We start from the raw sequence: 17858 nt of genomic DNA on the forward strand, positions 1-17858 counted from the left end.
GCTTATGTTGATTTGCTATCAAGCAAATCCAAAACTGATTTCGCTTCGTTATACATCCGTTTAGAGTAAGTTTCAGGATCTCCCCACCCATATGCCTTTATGATCTGTTCGAGAGCCCCTTTTAAATGTTTATTCTCTTCAATAAGTTTTTCTTCTCTATCTAAGGCGTTTCCTAGCCATGTATAAGCATTTATTGCTAAAAAAATATCAGCATTTGTATAATTACCAAAGCCTTTAAATATTGGTGAAGCATTTTCTAGGGTTTTTCTTATTTCTTGACGTTCTTGTTCTGAAGTCATTCAAATATTCCTCCTTACATATTTTTTATTCTAACATTGCTTATCTTTTTCATTATACGCCTACTAACATGCTTTCCTGCCATTTCAAAAATACATCTCTTATTTGCCTCATCTCCAAGGTATCGAATCGCATACTGTTAAACCAACTATCTGGGTCAGACTGAAGCAATTGTAAAAGATCCTGTTGAAAATAGGTTAATTTAAGCTTCAATTCATTCTCTGCAAATTCTACGATATTCATTTAATATATCTCCTTTATTAAGTTTCTTATAATTTTCAAAATATAGTTGTAACTAGACATAAACAACATTAATCTCACATATGTTATGCCCCTACTCCTGAAAACAATTTTTCTCTAATTTCTCTTTTGCATCTTGCAACTGACAGTTCTTTTATTTGACGAATATAATAATCAAAAGCAAATCCGTTCAACTCATCAACTTCAACTTTCATATTAGTATAATTATCAATAATCACTACATTCCAGCCGCGGACGCGCTCATAAAATTTAAATGTGTAATCGCACCATTTTGTATTCATTGAATCAAGCAATTTATTAATTTCAGACTCAGTTATGTATGAATTATTAAGTTTCTCAATATTGTATACGTAGTCTCTTTCAATAAATCGTCTATTTATTACCTTCATTTTTCATCTACTCCTTATATGATTGGTTATATATTATTGATCTAATGAAACGAAGATTTTATTGTAGTTCGATTATTCCCAGCCAAGAAGAGCTAACATGTCATCACACCATTTACGACTGCTTTTATCTCTTCCATACTCAGTACTTCCCTTTTCGCCATAAAGCCAAGCATCATTGTCCAGCATAGAACAGCCGATTTCATTTTTGCGCTCAACACAATATTTATTTTTATTTATTCTAACTCTTGGTGTCTTCTCAATAAAAGCAACTCGTTCCTCAACATTATCGGGATTGCCACCGATTTTTACTCTCGTTGCACAATGACCATCAACAATAATCCAGTCAGATAATTGCTTAAATTCCACTCATCTCACTCTCCCTATAAAATTCACTTTTTATCTGATATTGCAACAGCTACATAAGGATATCCATCGTTCAGATGTTTCACTATAAATGCATTTTCATCGATAAGATTCTGTAAAAAATATCGAATTTGGTCTCTGGAAAATCTCATTGTGACTTCTGTCTCCATATCTGAAACTTTTATACTGTAAAAATCGCCATCCCCTCTAAGTAAGTAATGAGAGATATGATCACCTTCGCTAAAATCATAAATTACATTTGCCAAAACTAAATCACTCCTTATGAAATCTGCTTTTTATGTTCTATCGAAAAATACTGCATCTCTTAAAGCCGATTCGAACGCTTCATGAAACTCTGTGTTATTCTTCATCCAGCCGCTAATATAGCAAAGAACAATTACTTTATCTCTGTCACTTAGTTTATTGATTTGCTCCATTCTTTCATTGTGTAATGTCATATTTTCCTCTTTCAACATATATCACCCTATTTCATATGAAGTTGATTTTTCATCTTTTATTGTCGTGATTATTTCTTGACTATGCATCTGTGCTGATCAAACGAATAATTTCTTCCAAGTGGTGCATAATAAGTCATGATAAAAGGAGGTGCAATAGTGAAACATAGTGTCAAACAACAGATTGCAGCAGAAGCTGGTATTACTGAATATCAAGCAGAGAAAGCTGCAGATGCTCTTTTGGGCTACTTTAAAACACGTTTACCTGTAGAAATCAACGATGAACTTTACAACTCGCTTATTGGCGAAGATAAACTTGACTAACTCCCTCATGGGAGTTTTTTAGTCTCGTTTTCAAGTGTTGCTCTTATTATTCTTTACTTTTTCAATATCATCTCCAAACCAAGTCATAAAATACTTCGAATGTCTTATATGTCCTGCTATATCGCCTGCAATGATGCTATTATGTACCACTTCTTCTCGGTGAGCACTAAATTCTGAATTTGAACATATTTCATACTTAAATGTCTCAAATACATTTAAACATTCGGCGTATACCACGTAAGTTGTTACTGTTATAGTTTTATCGATATAGGGAGTGCTGATCCACTTTTCACAACCAGTTATGGTTGTTGCCCATTTGTATTTATCAAATCGCTTGTTTTGCTGTTTTAATACTTCATCTTGTAATATTTGAGGACACTCAGAAAAAACGATTATCATTCTTTTCAATCCCTTTCAAAATACTTCTTTTTATATTTTATTTTAATTTTTGTAGATCTTTTTTCTTCTTAGCCAAGAATTCATCTATAGTTATTTCAGATATAGAAACCAATTCATAATTTAATCCATCTCGAATCACTTCGGCTTGCGCCAGAATAATTGCTTCTCTCTCGTTAAAAGAAGAAACGTATTGTTTACATCCAGCCAGAACAACTTCGTAATATTTCTTTTTCATTTAATGCGGCCTCCACATAAAAGACTTATTTCATTCGGTTTCATCAACATCAAAACTTAGAAGTTGAATCCTCATGACTCCCTTATCGTTTAAATCACCAGCACGACCAAAGTTGCGACCTTTATTACCTTCGATAATTTTAGATAGATCAATTTCAACATAAAGTCTATCTTCTTGCCATTCCCCTTCACCATCATTTACCGTTTCTCTTTTAATTTCAGCAGCAATAATTTCAATTTGCATGTTTTACACTCCTTATAAAATACTTCTTTTATAGCATTAAACTACCTTAACGTATTTGTCTTCAATAAATCCGACAACTTTATACTTCTTTCCGTTTCCCAAAATAATTTCTTGGTCAATTTCTAAGTTTACATCTTCCTGCACATATATCCATCTGTCGGTAATGATATTTACAGCATTCTTGCCTTCTCTGATAAGCATCTTTCTACCCTCCCTTTCAAATAAAAGAATCCTTTCATTTGCTTTTTTTCCTGATAATTTCGAGAATTTTTTCTACTAGGCTATGCTTATCTCCCACATGAAATAAACAAGCCGAATGTATTTCATCCAATTTCTCTTTATTAGTCATCTATATTTCGTCTCCTTATAAAATAATCTTTTTATCTTAATTTTATTTCTTTAGTAAAGTATCTATACAACTCATCAAAAATTGAAAGTCACCTGCATACACAACCCCTTCTTGCAACTTGTCATCTTCACCTAATAGATCAGCATAACGAAATTTCATGAATTCTACTTTCTTAATATCAATTACTTCTTCCTCGTTCATTATTATCTCTCTCCTTATTTACAAATGAAATATTCATTTTATTATTAATATCGGTTACAATTGCAAGCTCCACAAGAGCAAACCAACCAACGACATCTTCTACATTTATTGTTTCTTCGTGATGAAAGCTCTGCCTTGCATTTCCAACAATGTGTTTCCCTAATTGCAGGTGGTGTGTATGTGTCTCTTTGTATGTGTTTTGTTGCTATTCTTAACCTTTTCATAACTTCTTCATTCTTTTTAATTTCTTCTATAGCCGTATTTAATAATTTTTCTAATCGACCCTGATCATTTAGTCTTTTTAATGTTACATATGTAATGTCATTCCCACTTTGTTTTTGCTCACTCATTATTTGTTGCTCAAGATATTTTTTGTTGTGATTAGAGTCAGATCCATAATTCAGATTATCAATAAATCTGGATACAAAGGAACTAGAACGTTCAATTTTCCCACGGTATTTGATTGCTAAATTTTTAAAGGCCTTCGAATGAAGAACATCATTTTCTTGCTTTTCTTGCATTTTTTGAATTTCAACAACTTTTCTCTGCTTTTCTTCTATTTTACTCATTACTTGATTTATGTACTCTTCTGCTTTTTTAACGTGTTTTTGAACAATTTGATCCAGAGTAAATTGATGATATTCATTGTCCGTCATACATCTCAACTGAAAATTTAATGTAACTGCCATTACTTCTATTCCCTCAACAATTGCTAATCTATATTGTAAAAGTTCTTCCTTATTGTAAATCTTAGGGATAGTTCCAAGTATAAAATCATTAAATTTTACTATGACATCACTTCCGTTTTTCTGCAGCTCTACTATATCTCCAACATGTATTTTGTTCCTCAATATGGATAGTGAAACTTGCACCCTTCTATTATCCAGCCCTTTAATAATCACAATATATTCCTCCGTAACCAAATATCACTGTAATTATTATAATGTTATTTGATTTTTCTTGCTACATTTCTTGAAACTTAGTAGTTTATAAAATTCGATTGAAAGGATCATTTCATCTTATTTATTAATTCTGACTTCTGCTGCCATTTTTGCAAGGTTCTAAACAACTTAGAAAATCGTTCTTCATTAATTTCACCATTTTTAAATTTGTTAAAAATAACTGGATAATACATGTCGTATATTCTCATCTTCACTACCTCTATGCCCCAATCGCTATTTTGATCATTTTATTAACTCATAATATTTCTTGATGTTTTCCACCTTCACCTGTCTACGGCTTGAATTGCTGTGATCGAGAAAAATCGAAACCTTATCATGCCATTGTTCAAATACAATTAAATTTGTAACCTGTTTACGAGTTTTCCTATGAATAAGTTTGAAGCCACATGTTTTCACATTTTCCCAAAACATCTCACACTGTATAGACCACTTTAAGCTCTGTAATTCTTCAGACACTTCTTTAAATAAATCTGGTTCGATGATCACTTTGATCAGCTCCCGATAAAGATATAGTTTCATTGTCATTTATGTATTTTTCATTTCTTACCTATATTATACATTTTATTTCGAATATATCAAGCATTATTTTCTATTTTTTATTCTTTAATTTTTCATATGAATAAATAAAAGTCTAAAGCAACCCCCAATGGATCACTTTAGACTTCATGTCTTATACCATATTTTATACACCTATGTACACCCATTTCTCCAATTAATAAACGCGTACAAACTATGCTACAAAGGCCATTATTCTATATCTTCCTCGAACTGCTATTTTTCTTTCTTTTGCCTCTTTAATAACTGAATCTGGATCACTAAATCCCAACTGCAGCAATTTTTCTTTTAGCAACTCTTCTGTAAATGCACCCTTACCAACTAATAAATAACTCATGTTCATACCTCCTTATTTTTTAAACAAAACAAAGTGATTTGCCTGTTGAATGACTATAATCTCTTCTTTCATCATATGTAATTTCATCTTCTGTATCCAAACTTATTCTTATAGCATTATTTACTTCCTTTTCAAGACATGGATTCAATCTTGCAACTTTCGCATATAACCTGTTTTTATCAATTGTTCTCAATTGCTCTAACATGACGTACGAATCTCTTTCTAATCCATTAAGTTCTGCATTTAGATAAACATGTGTTGGAATCTTAGCTTTATCCATCTTTGAAGTAAGTACTGCAACTGTCACTACTGTACTAAACTTATTTCCCAAGTTATTGCTACAAATTAATACAGGTCTAGATTTTCCCCCTTGTTCGCTTCCAACCACGCCTGACAGATCGGCAATCCAGATATCATACTTTTTATATTCATTAATAATCATCTATGTAACAACTCCTATGTTAATGTAATCTATTATATTCATTATATTTGTATATTTTATTTTTATCAAGTAGAATATTTGTTCGTATGTATAAATTTATTTTGTTTTGAATATATTTAATAACAATGGGTACAATGATATATTAAACAATCATTATATGGAGTTGATTCAAGTGTCTAATACCCTAGAAAGAAAAGATGGTTGGAAACCTTCAGAAGATAAATTGCTTGCAAATGTAATAATAGAACATGTACGCCAAGGCAGCACGCAACTAAAAGCTTTTGAGGAGGCTGCTGAACATTTAAATAGAACAGCTGCAGCATGTGGCTTTAGGTGGAATAGCGAGATAAGAAAACAATACGAACATGAATTAAAAAATGCAAAACTATATAGATCTTCTAGAAAGATTCATAATAAAAAGCAAGTTCATGTTGTAGGTGTCAAAAATAATGAAACTCATGAATTCCCTGCTGTTAAACCACTAGACTCATTAATGGATCAGCTTTTAAGATTTAAAATGACTGTGGAGAACATGGAAAAACAAATACGCGAATTGACAAATGAGGTTCGTGAAAAAAATTCAATAATTGAATCTCTAACCAATCAAATTGAAAAAGGGAAAACCCCTCAAGAAAAAATGACTGAGGATTACAAAAACCTAATTCAAATCATAAATCGTGCAAGAGAGCTGGGGCTCATGGATCGTATAAGCTAACTTCTTCAGATGAAAAAGACTTGTCCATATATTTACTCTTTTGGGACAAGTCTTTTTCATTACGATAAAACCTATATTTTATCAGAACATAATTCCCTATAATTACATCCTGAACATGCCATTTTACTTGGTTCAGGCTCAAAAGCATCTTTATGAAATGGTTTATTTAAATTATCGTCTGAGACATATAGCCTCATTTCCTCAATACTATTTACAACCTCTTGTTTAGTCCACCTAAGCATTTCTTCAGTTGGTTCAATTTCGATACATTCTCCAAACATCAAATACTCTAATCTAATAACTACATCTTCAATCTTCAAGTTAGGAAATTGATCTTTTAAATAAAGTACATAAAACAAAGCTTGAAATTTATTATCCTCATCAGGCTTACCAGTTTTCCAGTCAGTAATAATAAACTTTCCTGATTCATTTCTGTACAACAAATCCATTTTCACATAAAGCTTATCATCAAGCATGTTAAACGTATTAAGTTGCTCTACCTCTAAAATTGATGAATCTTCAACCTGTGTAATATCATGTATCGTCTTACTGGCAAGAAGATTATCGATACAAGGCTCCAAACGCTCTTTAATTGCTTCTGTTCGTTTCTGGGGCAACTTACCATTATAATATATCTCATGTAGCATAATGCTCTTTTTGGGTCTGTTCAACCATTTAGAACGTGATTGGGAAGCTATAAATGCATCATTAAGATTTTTCCTGCAAGATAAAACTATATCATCTCTATTGGGAAAGTCCTTCAGTAACCTCCATTGATTAATGGAACTCTCTGCGATAAAATGAAGGCTTTCACCAAAAATCATATAAAGGTTAGTTAAGTTTTTAAGTCTGTAAGCCATTCTTTGCTCTTCAGTTGCATCATCAAGCCAACCATTATGAGATCCATAGTAATGATAATAATACTGTCTCTTACACTCTTTAAAGATTTTAGCTCTTGATGTTGACCAAGACCATTCTGGATAAGTACGTACCTCGTATGACATATACTACTCCTGTGGTGGATATTCTTTTTTCAGTTCTTCAACTGAATCATACTTGGGAGTTTCAAATATAATCTTTGCTGGTGCTTTATCTGTTTTGTTTTGCACAATGTGACCATAATACTTAGCATTTTTAACGAAGACAAACATTGTTTTATCAGGCTCTTTCTTTAAAGCATATCTTCCGATCAAAAGAACACCTCCATCCTACACAAACATATATTCGCTATATTATAAAAAAATCCTCTATATTATTGAATTTTTTTGTAATCATACTATCTGGGGGAAATCAGAAGAAAACCATAACTAAACTCCCCTTACAATTTTGGACAGGTTACTCTTGATGCTTTATCATAAAACTCATCCCTCATAACACATAATTTTCATATCTTTAAGAACCACTTCATTCTTCCAAAGCACAATTCCCCTAACTTAGGTTTAAAGAATCCACACCAAAACAGAAAAATAGATGGTTATGACCTATATTTTACCATGTAATTTATTGGTATCATATCCATTGTAACTGGCCAGTTGCGATTAAATGCAATGGGGGAATGTTGTGTGAAGAAAATTAAGAAAATGATAAGTGTTATTGTTGTAGTTCTTTCAATGTTAACCTTTACACAATCTGCATTTGCCGATATCACTCCGATCACTTCATGGACTACAACAGAATACTTTGGTTGTGAAGACGGGTATTCAAGCTATAGCGTTTATGAATCTGTAGATGGTATTAGCCTTAACCAAGCTTCAAGTACTTCTTGCGATCTGGAAATCACAGGTACGACTTATGTATCGAGTGGAAATCAAATTTTAATCGATTATAGTTATGAAGAATGGGATAGCGGCGATGGTTATATTACGATTTCAATGTATAGAGGAGATGGAACTAGTGAATATTTCGATTTTTACGATGCTCCTAGAACTGGAGATGGAACAGTAGCCTTGGACGTATCGGGATACACCGGACCTGTAGAAATTAAGTTTACCTCATATACCTATGGTAATAGACATTTATGGGCTAATTTCTATATACATCAATAATTTCTATTAAGACACTAAAGAGGAGACTTTGTCTCCTCTTTTATTTTTATGCAATAGTTAGAGTAGAGAGATCACAATGAAACTTGCATTTTATTACGATCTAAATTTAATATCAGAATTCAAGCTGTGTCGATCAATTGCATCCAATGCTATTTTAGTCTTATCAAACTCATTTTGGTGATACTGTCTGACTTTTTCCTTAATTGTCCTCCGAGCCACAGCAATCTCATTAGAGTCCACTAAAGCAATCTGATAAGAACCGATAAATCTGCTTTCCTCTACTTTTCCAATTTTGTTTTTGTCAATTCTTGTCCCTACACAAACATAAGACTTTGGCTTCTCTTCCATATCCTCAAACACATCAACCACTTCTGTATACTCACCAAACATAGATCTTCCTGATACTATGTAAATATTCATTGTTCTTGCTCCACTCCTTTTCCCATAAAACATGCCTTTCATCTTGATATCTTTCGTTCCCTTAACATTCTGCCTATTTCAAAAATAACAGCAAATTCAATAAATTGAACGCTTGAAATAATCGAATTATCAGCAGTTCTTCTATAATAAATACCATCTGTATAAACATAGTCATATACTAAGCTAATATCATAGACCTTACTTGTTGTTACTGTTCCTTTGCCAGATATAATTCCAGATGTGATAGAATGATTCCCACCTCTAACAAAACAAATACCTAGTGGAAGATACATATCAACACGATGATTAGAATCTTCTTCCCATTCTCCCCATGGCCTCGACGATCCAATTGATGTAATTGAAGTAACATATCTATCTACATTCCAAGGCCACGGAAGAACTAAGTCTTCAGTAAGGTCAACCTTGAACTGAGTTTCTAATTTATTCCCAAAAAGAATATCATAAAACTTTTTTCCATCCAATGTTAATACTGCTGAAATATCGAAAAATGTATGCCAAGGAGTTATGTCAGGATATTTTCTAGTCTCACCATAATCATCAGCGTATAACAAATAAGTTAGATAATCTGTTTGCATTTTCATGCCAAGCAATTTTATAAAATTAAATATAGGATGTTTATATTCTTTTGAGGGAGTATGTTCATCAGAATTTTTAAGTATATCTTGAGCCATGCTAATCATTCTAGTGAATTGTTGTTGTTGAACTTCTGCAGCATTATCGCTACCACTAACCTTAGAGGTCTTATTCTTATTAAAGAAGTTGTTGAACATTTTTTTTGCTCTCCAAGTTCATTTATTATGAAATAGCCATTTTATCGTGAGAAGTTAATTGTTTTAAACGTCTCAAAATCTCCAATTAAACCGTAAACTCGCACTGATTTATCTTCAGGATAAACCTTATACCCCATGCCCTTAACTGTTCTATCGAGCTCAAAAATGATTGTGAAGCCTTGTAATTCATAAGCCAGTAATTTTTCTTGAATATCCTTATGAAAAGTTTTGCCCCCCATGATAATCCTCCATTCTACATAAAACAGTCATTTTATTTTGATATTTCTGATTCTACTCAGTTCATTTTCTAATTCATTAATCCATTCTTGCTTAGTTTGTTCAGCAAATTCTATTAATGGTCTTTTTTGAGTGCAGAAGTAATAAACACTGTTATACTTAGTAACTTCGTCTGTAATGCTATCTTTTAATTTATAAAAGACTTTCCTTAAAGGCTTAATTTCAATTTTACCTTCAGCTTTATCAATGTATAAATTATACATTTACTTTTCTCCTTTAACTAATGAAATAACCCTTTTATTAGTCTCTTGGATAATCTACACTCATGATGTCCATAAAGGGCACCTTTACAATTCCACTAGCTTGTTCAATATGTACCTTACCTGTTCTAGAATCCATCTTATCAATTTGACCACGAACGGTTTCTTCTCGACCCCAAACAGTTAAAACAATTTCAGATTTTTCATAAAATGCTTCAGTAAGTTGATTTCCAAGTTCCTCCAAAACAAATTCATCTCTTGTTGGCCGCTTGGGAACTTTGGATTTTGACATTTTATTAACCTCCAATTTTTTCTGCTATAACCAATTATAGCACATTTTTATTGTTTTGTTAATTTATATTTTTTACTTTTATAAAGTAAAAATTGCTGCAAACGAGCAATTTTTTACTCGAATATTATGGTGATAAATTCAGTCAAACATATTATCTATTTCCTCGTCTTCTTTCTTACGCATAAGTTTATATTCTTCAAATGTCATGCTTTTAGAGTAAAATCTTTCATAGTCACTTATAGTTGCTTGCTCCTTTATTTGCAGCGATCTCTGAACAGTGATTTCTCCTTCGCCATTGCAAACTACACATATTCCATCATCAATATGTTTATATCGTCTTATTCGTCCTTTTCGACCACGTTCATGTCCGCAATGTGGGCAAACAACATATCCTTTTCGAATATAATACATGAACTTCTCCCCTAACGATATCCTAGTCAATGCATATAAATGATAACACTGGCTTCTATGATTTTACAATAAAATCATCTTCTCATTACCAAAAAAGAGCCCTCGATTAAATCAAGAACTCAATGATCTATGTCTGAATATTTTATCATATAAGAAACTCACAGAATACAGGACTTCTCAGCATTCCATTTTTGGTCCAGTTTCTTGTCTTGATCCTTGCTTTAATTAGTGGTTCCATATATGCAAAATTGGCGTCCTCTTTGTAAATTAGACGTTTTTTCACACTCCGTAAAGCTTCCTTATGATGAGGTAAAACACCAAACTCTACAATACCCACATTTCTTTTCAGTCCATTAGTCGCATCATCTATAGATATAAGGAGTCCAAATTCATTTTTCCTATATCCTGATATGTAGACATCAACATAGGTCCAATTTATGACCTTTTGCCACGACCATGAACGTTTATTTATTTCATATAGCGAATTTTTATATTTTATAACTATACCTTCTAAGCCATGTTGACTTACTAAGTTGAAATAATCGATTGCATTGCCCTCAAAGGTTTTCACTTTTTTATAGTGTTGCGAACCCATAAAAGATTCCTCAAGTATTTCCTTTCGTTTCATTAAAGGCAAACCATAAACATCAATACCTTTGTATTTAATAATATCAAAAGCACAAAACGAAACTGGCGTTTTATTTTTCTTTGATTGAAACCTTGCCTGCAATGCTTCAAAATCAGGTTTACCTTCAGGATCTTCAACAATCAATTCTCCATCGATTATAGTTCCTGCAGGCAATGGACATTCGAATAATTCTGGAAATCTATTTGTAACTAAATTGTTGTGCCGTGTGTACAATCTCAACTTATCCATATTTGACACAATTAAGCGAAATCCATCTAACTTAAGCTCTGAAATATGGTTTGGTTTATTGAATGGTTCGTTATTTTTACTGTATTGAAGTAACATTGGAGAAATGAACATAAGTAACACCACCTAAGTCCATTTTACTTCAATACTTTTTTGTTTTATCTAGGGAATTATTGGTGATCAAATGGGGAAACATAATTGGGGTTAGGAATGATTTCACTTAACTTATCTAAGTTACCAATCTTCTTTTCCCATAACCAAACATCATTTTCAGTATGTAAATTGCTAAATCGTTTGGAATTATCTTTATATATAACAATCCATCGGAAGTATTTATCCATACTCATCAAGTCACCTCATCAAATATACTTTTTATTGGGTATGAGGAGAACATATTATTCTCTCCTCATACGATATTCTGCTTACCCCAACGAATATAAGCTTTACCTTCTGAATCCCTTTCCTTTGTCATTAACATATCAAGCAAATCAAAGTGTACTCCGTATTTTTCATACAGTTCCTCATCTTCTAATTCTTGATTTTTCATAAACAAATTCAACTTTTCTTTGGTAAGGATTAATCCCAACAAATTACTTTCTATGCTGTTTTCATATGTAACAAAATGAATTTCTTTAAGTTCAGTACTGTTATATCTTACAAACCTGAAATAGTACTGACTCATAGTGGCCTCGTTCCATGATAACTCAGGGATTATTACTTTATTCACAAAACCAATATTCATGCTGCTGCTCAAGCTTTGCTGAGTACTTAACAAAATTCCATTCCCAGACTGTCGCAATGCCTTTACAATCTCTTTTCGCTTATTAAGGTTTACTCTATCTCCAGTTATAATATACAAAGGTCTATCAGGATATTTAGCACGTATAGCCGCGGCATAAGCATTAACTGTTTTAATATGTCTAACACCTATAGCTACGCATTCATTGTTCCATTTACCAAGCATAGAAAGAACGTCTTTAAACTTGTTAGGCGTTCCACCTAAGTACTCTTTATATACTTGAGGAGCCGCACATATTTTGAGCATTAGCATTAACTGATTCAGTATCTCCAACATTCGATCCTTACGAAGATTTCCCGTGGATTTAAATAGGTGTTTCATCGAATAAAATTCTTCAATCGCTTTTCTGTATAACTCTCTTTCATTAGATGCAAAAGTACTTGTATTCTGAGTTATTTCATAAATCTTCTGGCCTCTTACTTCCTCGAAAGTTCGTGTAATAATTGTCTTATCAATCAGCTTCTTTAATATGTCACTGTTATAAATATCCTGAGTATGTTGACCTATTCCAAATACAGTTATCTTTTCAGGTATATGGGACTCTTGAAATAACTTGTAGCCTTTATGATATGCAGGGATTGGACGTTTATAATAATCATTCGGTGTTTCTTTCAATTTGTCAGGATCGTCCTTATCACGTTTATAGATATACTGAGACTCGCTTAACATATTGAGACTATTGTTATAAAGCAATTCAAATTGTGTAGCAGCTTCAGCAATTGTATTTCGCGTCATAGTGCCAGTCATAAGGGTTTTATATTTCACCTTACGAAAGACGCTTAAAACGGCTTTAGTTCGTTTTGATGTAGGACTAGAAATATTGTCGGCCTCATCCAGAATTAGCGAAACCTTTTTAGATTGCATTTTGATATACTTTTTAATTTGTTTCTGATACTTACAAAGAATGTTTAAAGTAACAATAACAATTTGATTTTTTTTTATTTTAGTAATATCGGACAATTCATTGATACGAATGTAATCAAGCTTGTAATTATCTAGAATAACTTGCCATGTGTTATTGATTGCAATTGCTGTAGAAACTACGAACACATTACGTACGCTGTTACCTTTTAATCTATACATTAAATTTGCAATCCCTGAAATACTTTTTCCAGATCCTTGCCCCCATTGTAAAAAGCCATACTGTTTTTGAAGAATCTTATTTGTATCTTCTTTTTGAATTGCATTGAGTCGTATTTCTTCATCATTCTCATGATCCACTATTACCAAAGCGTTAAGAAACTTTTCAATATTTGAATTTAGTTCCATCTTGTTAAACGGAATACTTTGTTGCTGGAACTTTTTTAACTTGCTGTTATATAACTTTATGTATGTTGGATCATCGAATGGATAATTTTCATTTAGAACCATATCATTAAAGCTAATTTCTTTTATTCCGTTATACTTGGATAAATATAATTTATTCTTTTGAGAATAACCTTTTAATTTTAAACTGTAATTGGTTTTGACCAATTTTATAGAGTCTGCTTCTTTAACATGTTGGTTGCTAATAATGCGTTTTAAATATGAAAGTACTTTACCTTTTGTAATTCTGATCTTTTCCCATTCTTCCCACTTCATTCCTTCTGGTCTAACTTGGTTATAATACTTAGAAACATACTCAGTACACTTTGCATATTTTGAGTCAATATTCTTGTTACGTTTGATATCAAATAGATACTTTTTTACTTTTTCCTGAAATTCTCTATCGTCACTGTTATGTTGTAATTGTTCAAAAAGCAGTTTATGTTTAACTTTTTCCTTTTGGTCAACCAATGGCTTTATGTATGTTTCATAAATATAGTCGCTGGAACTTTTATTGAGTTCTGTTATATGAAAAATTTCCGTGGAATACAAGAGGTTGGCTGTTATATGTTCGCTCTTCTTTTGCATGAACATAATTTTCGTTTTATATTGCTCTACTCCAACAGATTTAAAAACATCTGAAGGCAATTCTGCTTGGTATATAAAATTAAATCGATTATTGATTTGTTTTATCATTCCGCTATCCATAAATTCATCTGAAAGGAAAGAATATGGAACGATCAGTGCAAGTATTCCAGCTGGCTTTAAAAGTTCGTATGCCTTAATGCAATAATATAATTGACTCAAATACTCTTCTTTACCCACAGTCCATTTTAGATTAAATGGAGGATTACCTAATATTAAATCAAATGTTGTATTAGGATTGTAGTTCCTAACATCGTCAGCTGTTATATGAACTTTTGGATAAAGGAACTTCATTACTTTATAAGCTTTAATATCTAACTCATTTGCATATACATTTTGCTGGTTTGGCAGCCAGTTAAAGAAGTTACCTATTCCTGCAGTCAAATCCGCAATTAGATCATGTTTAGTCGGATTGAGACATTCTACAAGGAATTTGCAAACATGATGAGGCGTGAAGAATTGGCCGTTCTCAATTTCTTTTTTAGCTTGCGTAAATGAATGGAAGGAATCATAATCATTAAATGATAATCCATGCAAAGCACCATCACCTGTATATGAGGAATATACATCTTGTGCTGTTATACCGTATCTTGAACAAAGGTTATTCTCGATCAGATATAATATTTTATCGTTTATTTCTTTTCGTTTTGCTTGTGGTATTACTGTATTTGTTATTTTATACATACAATCACCTTATTTCTAGGGAGCCAGTTAAAAATGCTGGCTCCTATTATATGTTGCTGTTATGCACTTACTTTCCTATAACCGAGATATTCATAAGCAAATTTAGTTGCCATTTGATTTGATTTAAATTCAATTTCCAGTTTTCCATTTTTGTAAAATTTTATTGATTCAACTTTCGAGAGCGAAACAGGTTGGTACTTTTCATAATTTCTATCATTTCTTTCGTTCTGGTAGCCACAATATCTACTATGTAGTTCAGTTTCCTCTCTAGGGATTGAACCATTATCAAATAAATATAATGCTGTAAATATTTCGTTAAAGTCTCCTCTTAACCTGTATTGATTCCAAATTGTATCCTTATATACATACGAACCATCAATTACAATTTTATTATTCTTTATATCCATATTACTCTGTTTTTTATATTCATTATAATAATATGTATTTTTTGTTTTATCTAATAGTTCTTTGACTGCTTTTTCAGCAAATGAAAAGCCTTCTAGTTGCAACATGATGTCATCAATAATATTTGTATATGTAATGTCATAATCATAATTTTTAAGCAGTCGTTCCTTTTTAATAGTGACATTGTATTTTTCGGTAAAATAGCAAACAATTTTATCGATAAAACATTCTTTTATACTCATTGCTATTACTTTTATTTCTCTTAATCTGTAACTATCAAGGTATGTATTCGATGATTTATCTTTGTGCCATTCACCAGTAAGTACATTTAAACCTGAAACTATATTTATTTCATTAGCGATATCAATAAACACTCCAATGGCCACATTATATAATTTTTGCTCAGTTTTGCAGAATTCTAAATCTTCACTAGGAATTTTCTTCTCTAATGTTACTTCGACATTATCAAATTTACTTAAAATATCATCAAACATACTTGTTTGAGTCTCCTCCTCTTGTGCTGTTTCCTCTGCTGTTAATTCTTGATCAATCTTTCCGAAATCATGATAGATAACATTAGATTTCTCTTCAGATGAAATTGTGGTTTCATAGGAATTATTTTTTTGCTCAAACTCAAATATCGACAACATGAATATATATTCCCTAGCCATATATGATTTCATTGCTTCTGTAAACTCCATATCATGTCTGGACATATATTCCACCATATGAGCCTTACAAGCGGTTTTTTGTTCGTCTGACATCGGTCTTTCATTAGCTAAGATGTAATCTGTTAGAACATCGGCCAAACAATCTGTATTATATATGTCTTCATTCTCTTGTGTATTAGTTTCTTTGATGTTTTCAGGCTCCGCCATTTGACCTAATATTTGTTTTAATTCATTGATGATACATTGACCGTTCTTTGATTTACTGATTAATTCGGAGGCTTTTGTTTTACTTATATTTGCTCCTCTTGTATCGAGTTTAGTCGCACAATGTAGCGCCCATAATTGCTTACTAGTTGCAAGTTCATCAGTTGTTTTATATGTATTTATTTCTTCATGCTCTTCATTTTTCTTATCTTTCGGTATCTCTTCTAATGTTTCAAGTTGTACAGCATCGGACATTTTTTGTTGACGTTTAGTTTTCTTGAATACTGTTTTTTCTTGATATTCTGTTACTTCAATCATTTCAATAATAGCAATATGACCCTTTTCTAACATTTGATTAAGCTTATCAACAGATAACGGCCAAGACTTATTCATACTTTTGGAAGCTTTGCCGCGTTTTCCTAACTTGCTAAACATATGGTATTTATTAAATTGCTCGTCTTTATATGTAAATGCATATTTTGTACCTTTATGAATTCCGTTTGTGTAATTAACTTTCATAATAAACATTAAACCATCTTTTATATCTGTATCAATCAGAGTTTGAATTTCTTTTTCTACAATTTTAGTAACTGTAACAGGCACTTTTATAACTTCCACTTGTAATGCGTCAGAGTCCTTAAGAACCTTTTCAATACGATTTACAAATGAATTTACTTTATTGATTCGTTCGCTTTTATATGGTTCCATATGGTCATTAGCCACATAACAAGCAAAAACACCGTTACCCTTTGCAAGAATTTGTCCATCTTTTTCGATGTGCCAGCTTGACCCTTTAGGGTTTCCATTTGTGAATGTTGGATAAGTCTCAGTAACTATGTATTCTGGTTTAACCTCTGCTTTTTCCTTCTCTTTTTGTATAAGTGCTTTACAAGATTCCTTTTCATTTTCTGTACTTGCTGCATCGTTCATCATTGCTTCAAGTTTTTTGATACGTTTATAAGCAATGTGTGCTTTATTATTGCAATTATACTCTTTTACTTCGTAGCCGCTATAATATGTACCATGCTGATCGATGACCAAAACAAAACCATTTTTTTCTGCTATACCGTTCCAATGAGCAGGAGAATAATAATCGGTCATACTATCAGATTGATCAGGAGTAAAGCCATAAACTATCCAACCTCTATTAACGAGCTCTTCCATGATGTTTATTTTGGCTTCCATTTTATCTCCATAGTACATATTATAACGCCTCCAATTATGTATTATTTACCTTTTATAGTTATTATTATAATTGATCAGATGATAATAATCAATATAATATTAT

At 31.9% G+C, this 17858-nt stretch carries 27 protein-coding genes and 1 pseudogene; 3 read left to right on the forward strand and 25 right to left on the reverse strand.

Annotated features, from left to right (window positions below):
- Positions 1-2 precede the first annotated feature (2 nt).
- The 5 genes from ABEA66_RS35240 to ABEA66_RS35260 form a co-directional block, all read right to left on the reverse strand.
- A complete protein-coding gene (locus ABEA66_RS35240) occupies positions 3-299 on the reverse strand; it encodes a hypothetical protein (protein WP_345595078.1) in 297 nt (98 codons plus the stop codon).
- Positions 300-351: 52 nt separating this feature from the next.
- Positions 352-540 carry a hypothetical protein gene (locus ABEA66_RS35245; protein WP_345595080.1) on the reverse strand — a complete coding sequence of 63 codons (189 nt, stop codon included), beginning with the start codon at positions 538-540 and terminating at the stop codon, positions 352-354.
- Positions 541-623: 83 nt separating this feature from the next.
- Entirely contained in the window at positions 624-947 is a 324-nt protein-coding gene (locus ABEA66_RS35250; RefSeq protein WP_345595082.1) for a hypothetical protein, read from the reverse strand.
- Between the two features lie 72 nt (positions 948-1019).
- Positions 1020-1313: a hypothetical protein gene (locus ABEA66_RS35255; protein ID WP_345595084.1), complete on the reverse strand. Its 294-nt coding sequence runs from the start codon at positions 1311-1313 to the stop codon at positions 1020-1022.
- A gap of 23 nt (positions 1314-1336) precedes the next feature.
- The gene (locus tag ABEA66_RS35260) at positions 1337-1576 is read right to left on the reverse strand and encodes a hypothetical protein (protein ID WP_345595086.1); all 240 of its coding nucleotides are present in this window, start codon (positions 1574-1576) and stop codon (positions 1337-1339) included.
- 348 nt (positions 1577-1924) lie between these two features.
- Here ABEA66_RS35260 and ABEA66_RS35265 point away from each other — a divergent pair, with 348 nt between their 5' ends.
- Positions 1925-2089, forward strand: a complete 165-nt coding sequence (locus tag ABEA66_RS35265) for a hypothetical protein (protein ID WP_345595088.1) — start codon at positions 1925-1927, stop codon at positions 2087-2089.
- A gap of 30 nt (positions 2090-2119) precedes the next feature.
- On the opposite strand, the gene ABEA66_RS35270 is transcribed toward ABEA66_RS35265, so the two are convergent.
- From ABEA66_RS35270 to ABEA66_RS35310, 9 genes and pseudogenes are all read right to left on the reverse strand, one after another.
- On the reverse strand, positions 2120-2488 hold the full coding sequence (locus ABEA66_RS35270) for a hypothetical protein (RefSeq protein WP_345595090.1): 369 nt from the start codon (positions 2486-2488) through the stop codon (positions 2120-2122).
- Positions 2489-2525: 37 nt separating this feature from the next.
- Positions 2526-2723: a hypothetical protein gene (locus ABEA66_RS35275; protein ID WP_345595092.1), complete on the reverse strand. Its 198-nt coding sequence runs from the start codon at positions 2721-2723 to the stop codon at positions 2526-2528.
- Between the two features lie 30 nt (positions 2724-2753).
- A complete protein-coding gene (locus tag ABEA66_RS35280; RefSeq protein WP_345595094.1) occupies positions 2754-2966 on the reverse strand; it encodes a hypothetical protein in 213 nt (70 codons plus the stop codon).
- Between the two features lie 36 nt (positions 2967-3002).
- Positions 3003-3167 (reverse strand): hypothetical protein, encoded by a 165-nt coding sequence (locus ABEA66_RS35285; protein WP_345595096.1) that lies wholly within the window; start codon positions 3165-3167, stop codon positions 3003-3005.
- Positions 3168-3357: 190 nt separating this feature from the next.
- Positions 3358-3516, reverse strand: coding sequence for a hypothetical protein (locus tag ABEA66_RS35290; protein WP_345595097.1), 159 nt, complete (start codon positions 3514-3516; stop codon positions 3358-3360).
- A gap of 44 nt (positions 3517-3560) precedes the next feature.
- Positions 3561-4418: a hypothetical protein gene (locus tag ABEA66_RS35295; RefSeq protein WP_345595098.1), complete on the reverse strand. Its 858-nt coding sequence runs from the start codon at positions 4416-4418 to the stop codon at positions 3561-3563.
- Between the two features lie 282 nt (positions 4419-4700).
- Entirely contained in the window at positions 4701-4964 is a 264-nt protein-coding gene (locus ABEA66_RS35300) for a hypothetical protein (RefSeq protein WP_345595100.1), read from the reverse strand.
- Positions 4965-5208: 244 nt separating this feature from the next.
- A complete protein-coding gene (locus tag ABEA66_RS35305) occupies positions 5209-5370 on the reverse strand; it encodes a hypothetical protein (protein ID WP_345595101.1) in 162 nt (53 codons plus the stop codon).
- A 97-nt stretch (positions 5371-5467) separates the two neighbouring features.
- Positions 5468-5812: pseudogene (locus tag ABEA66_RS35310) on the reverse strand (type II toxin-antitoxin system PemK/MazF family toxin); the annotation flags it as partial.
- 172 nt (positions 5813-5984) lie between these two features.
- Here ABEA66_RS35310 and ABEA66_RS35315 point away from each other — a divergent pair.
- Complete coding sequence (locus tag ABEA66_RS35315) at positions 5985-6527, forward strand: hypothetical protein (RefSeq protein WP_345595102.1); 543 nt, start codon at positions 5985-5987, stop codon at positions 6525-6527.
- A gap of 71 nt (positions 6528-6598) precedes the next feature.
- On the opposite strand, the gene ABEA66_RS35320 is transcribed toward ABEA66_RS35315, so the two are convergent.
- Both ABEA66_RS35320 and ABEA66_RS35325 read right to left on the reverse strand, forming a co-directional pair.
- The gene (locus ABEA66_RS35320) at positions 6599-7531 is read right to left on the reverse strand and encodes a RecB family exonuclease (RefSeq protein WP_345595103.1); all 933 of its coding nucleotides are present in this window, start codon (positions 7529-7531) and stop codon (positions 6599-6601) included.
- 3 nt (positions 7532-7534) lie between these two features.
- Positions 7535-7720 (reverse strand): hypothetical protein, encoded by a 186-nt coding sequence (locus ABEA66_RS35325; RefSeq protein WP_345595104.1) that lies wholly within the window; start codon positions 7718-7720, stop codon positions 7535-7537.
- Positions 7721-8089: 369 nt separating this feature from the next.
- Here ABEA66_RS35325 and ABEA66_RS35330 point away from each other — a divergent pair, with 369 nt between their 5' ends.
- On the forward strand, positions 8090-8572 hold the full coding sequence (locus ABEA66_RS35330; protein WP_345595105.1) for a hypothetical protein: 483 nt from the start codon (positions 8090-8092) through the stop codon (positions 8570-8572).
- Positions 8573-8665: 93 nt separating this feature from the next.
- Here the strand turns inward: ABEA66_RS35330 and ABEA66_RS35335 are convergent, their stop codons facing one another.
- The 9 genes from ABEA66_RS35335 to ABEA66_RS35375 all read right to left on the reverse strand — a co-directional run bounded on the left by ABEA66_RS35335 (position 8666) and on the right by ABEA66_RS35375 (position 17773).
- Positions 8666-8992 carry a hypothetical protein gene (locus ABEA66_RS35335; RefSeq protein ID WP_345595107.1) on the reverse strand — a complete coding sequence of 109 codons (327 nt, stop codon included), beginning with the start codon at positions 8990-8992 and terminating at the stop codon, positions 8666-8668.
- 38 nt (positions 8993-9030) lie between these two features.
- Positions 9031-9783 carry a DUF6710 family protein gene (locus tag ABEA66_RS35340; RefSeq protein ID WP_345595109.1) on the reverse strand — a complete coding sequence of 251 codons (753 nt, stop codon included), beginning with the start codon at positions 9781-9783 and terminating at the stop codon, positions 9031-9033.
- Positions 9784-9824: 41 nt separating this feature from the next.
- A complete protein-coding gene (locus tag ABEA66_RS35345) occupies positions 9825-10022 on the reverse strand; it encodes a hypothetical protein (RefSeq protein WP_345595111.1) in 198 nt (65 codons plus the stop codon).
- Positions 10023-10049: 27 nt separating this feature from the next.
- A complete protein-coding gene (locus ABEA66_RS35350) occupies positions 10050-10283 on the reverse strand; it encodes a hypothetical protein (protein WP_345595113.1) in 234 nt (77 codons plus the stop codon).
- Between the two features lie 37 nt (positions 10284-10320).
- Entirely contained in the window at positions 10321-10572 is a 252-nt protein-coding gene (locus tag ABEA66_RS35355; RefSeq protein WP_345595115.1) for a YolD-like family protein, read from the reverse strand.
- Between the two features lie 138 nt (positions 10573-10710).
- A complete protein-coding gene (locus ABEA66_RS35360; RefSeq protein WP_345595117.1) occupies positions 10711-10983 on the reverse strand; it encodes a hypothetical protein in 273 nt (90 codons plus the stop codon).
- A gap of 145 nt (positions 10984-11128) precedes the next feature.
- Positions 11129-11971, reverse strand: coding sequence for an ATP-dependent DNA ligase (locus ABEA66_RS35365; RefSeq protein WP_345595119.1), 843 nt, complete (start codon positions 11969-11971; stop codon positions 11129-11131).
- A gap of 292 nt (positions 11972-12263) precedes the next feature.
- On the reverse strand, positions 12264-15290 hold the full coding sequence (locus ABEA66_RS35370; RefSeq protein ID WP_345595121.1) for an N-6 DNA methylase: 3027 nt from the start codon (positions 15288-15290) through the stop codon (positions 12264-12266).
- A 59-nt stretch (positions 15291-15349) separates the two neighbouring features.
- Positions 15350-17773 (reverse strand): hypothetical protein, encoded by a 2424-nt coding sequence (locus tag ABEA66_RS35375; RefSeq protein WP_345595123.1) that lies wholly within the window; start codon positions 17771-17773, stop codon positions 15350-15352.
- Between the last annotated feature and the right edge of the window lie 85 nt (positions 17774-17858).

Source organism: Paenibacillus vulneris (genome assembly GCF_039543185.1).
Classification (GTDB): Bacteria; Bacillota; Bacilli; order Paenibacillales; family NBRC-103111; genus Paenibacillus_S; species Paenibacillus_S vulneris.

Excerpts from the sequence above, each read along its gene's own strand:
- ABEA66_RS35350 (WP_345595113.1), bottom strand. The coding sequence starts at position 10,283 with ATGTATAATTTATACATTGATAAAGCTGAAGGTAAAATTGAAATTAAG.
- ABEA66_RS35360 (WP_345595117.1), bottom strand. The coding sequence starts at position 10,983 with ATGTATTATATTCGAAAAGGATATGTTGTTTGCCCACATTGCGGACAT.
- ABEA66_RS35375 (WP_345595123.1), bottom strand. The coding sequence starts at position 17,773 with ATGTACTATGGAGATAAAATGGAAGCCAAAATAAACATCATGGAAGAG.
- ABEA66_RS35240 (WP_345595078.1), bottom strand. The coding sequence starts at position 299 with ATGACTTCAGAACAAGAACGTCAAGAAATAAGAAAAACCCTAGAAAAT.
- ABEA66_RS35365 (WP_345595119.1), bottom strand. The coding sequence starts at position 11,971 with ATGTTCATTTCTCCAATGTTACTTCAATACAGTAAAAATAACGAACCA.
- ABEA66_RS35320 (WP_345595103.1), bottom strand. The coding sequence starts at position 7,531 with ATGTCATACGAGGTACGTACTTATCCAGAATGGTCTTGGTCAACATCA.
- ABEA66_RS35370 (WP_345595121.1), bottom strand. The coding sequence starts at position 15,290 with ATGTATAAAATAACAAATACAGTAATACCACAAGCAAAACGAAAAGAA.
- ABEA66_RS35285 (WP_345595096.1), bottom strand. The coding sequence starts at position 3,167 with ATGCTTATCAGAGAAGGCAAGAATGCTGTAAATATCATTACCGACAGA.
- ABEA66_RS35345 (WP_345595111.1), bottom strand. The coding sequence starts at position 10,022 with ATGGGGGGCAAAACTTTTCATAAGGATATTCAAGAAAAATTACTGGCT.
- ABEA66_RS35270 (WP_345595090.1), bottom strand. The coding sequence starts at position 2,488 with ATGATAATCGTTTTTTCTGAGTGTCCTCAAATATTACAAGATGAAGTA.
- ABEA66_RS35245 (WP_345595080.1), bottom strand. The coding sequence starts at position 540 with ATGAATATCGTAGAATTTGCAGAGAATGAATTGAAGCTTAAATTAACC.
- ABEA66_RS35275 (WP_345595092.1), bottom strand. The coding sequence starts at position 2,723 with ATGAAAAAGAAATATTACGAAGTTGTTCTGGCTGGATGTAAACAATAC.
- ABEA66_RS35290 (WP_345595097.1), bottom strand. The coding sequence starts at position 3,516 with ATGAACGAGGAAGAAGTAATTGATATTAAGAAAGTAGAATTCATGAAA.
- ABEA66_RS35250 (WP_345595082.1), bottom strand. The coding sequence starts at position 947 with ATGAAGGTAATAAATAGACGATTTATTGAAAGAGACTACGTATACAAT.
- ABEA66_RS35340 (WP_345595109.1), bottom strand. The coding sequence starts at position 9,783 with ATGTTCAACAACTTCTTTAATAAGAATAAGACCTCTAAGGTTAGTGGT.
- ABEA66_RS35305 (WP_345595101.1), bottom strand. The coding sequence starts at position 5,370 with ATGAGTTATTTATTAGTTGGTAAGGGTGCATTTACAGAAGAGTTGCTA.
- ABEA66_RS35355 (WP_345595115.1), bottom strand. The coding sequence starts at position 10,572 with ATGTCAAAATCCAAAGTTCCCAAGCGGCCAACAAGAGATGAATTTGTT.
- ABEA66_RS35280 (WP_345595094.1), bottom strand. The coding sequence starts at position 2,966 with ATGCAAATTGAAATTATTGCTGCTGAAATTAAAAGAGAAACGGTAAAT.
- ABEA66_RS35335 (WP_345595107.1), bottom strand. The coding sequence starts at position 8,992 with ATGAATATTTACATAGTATCAGGAAGATCTATGTTTGGTGAGTATACA.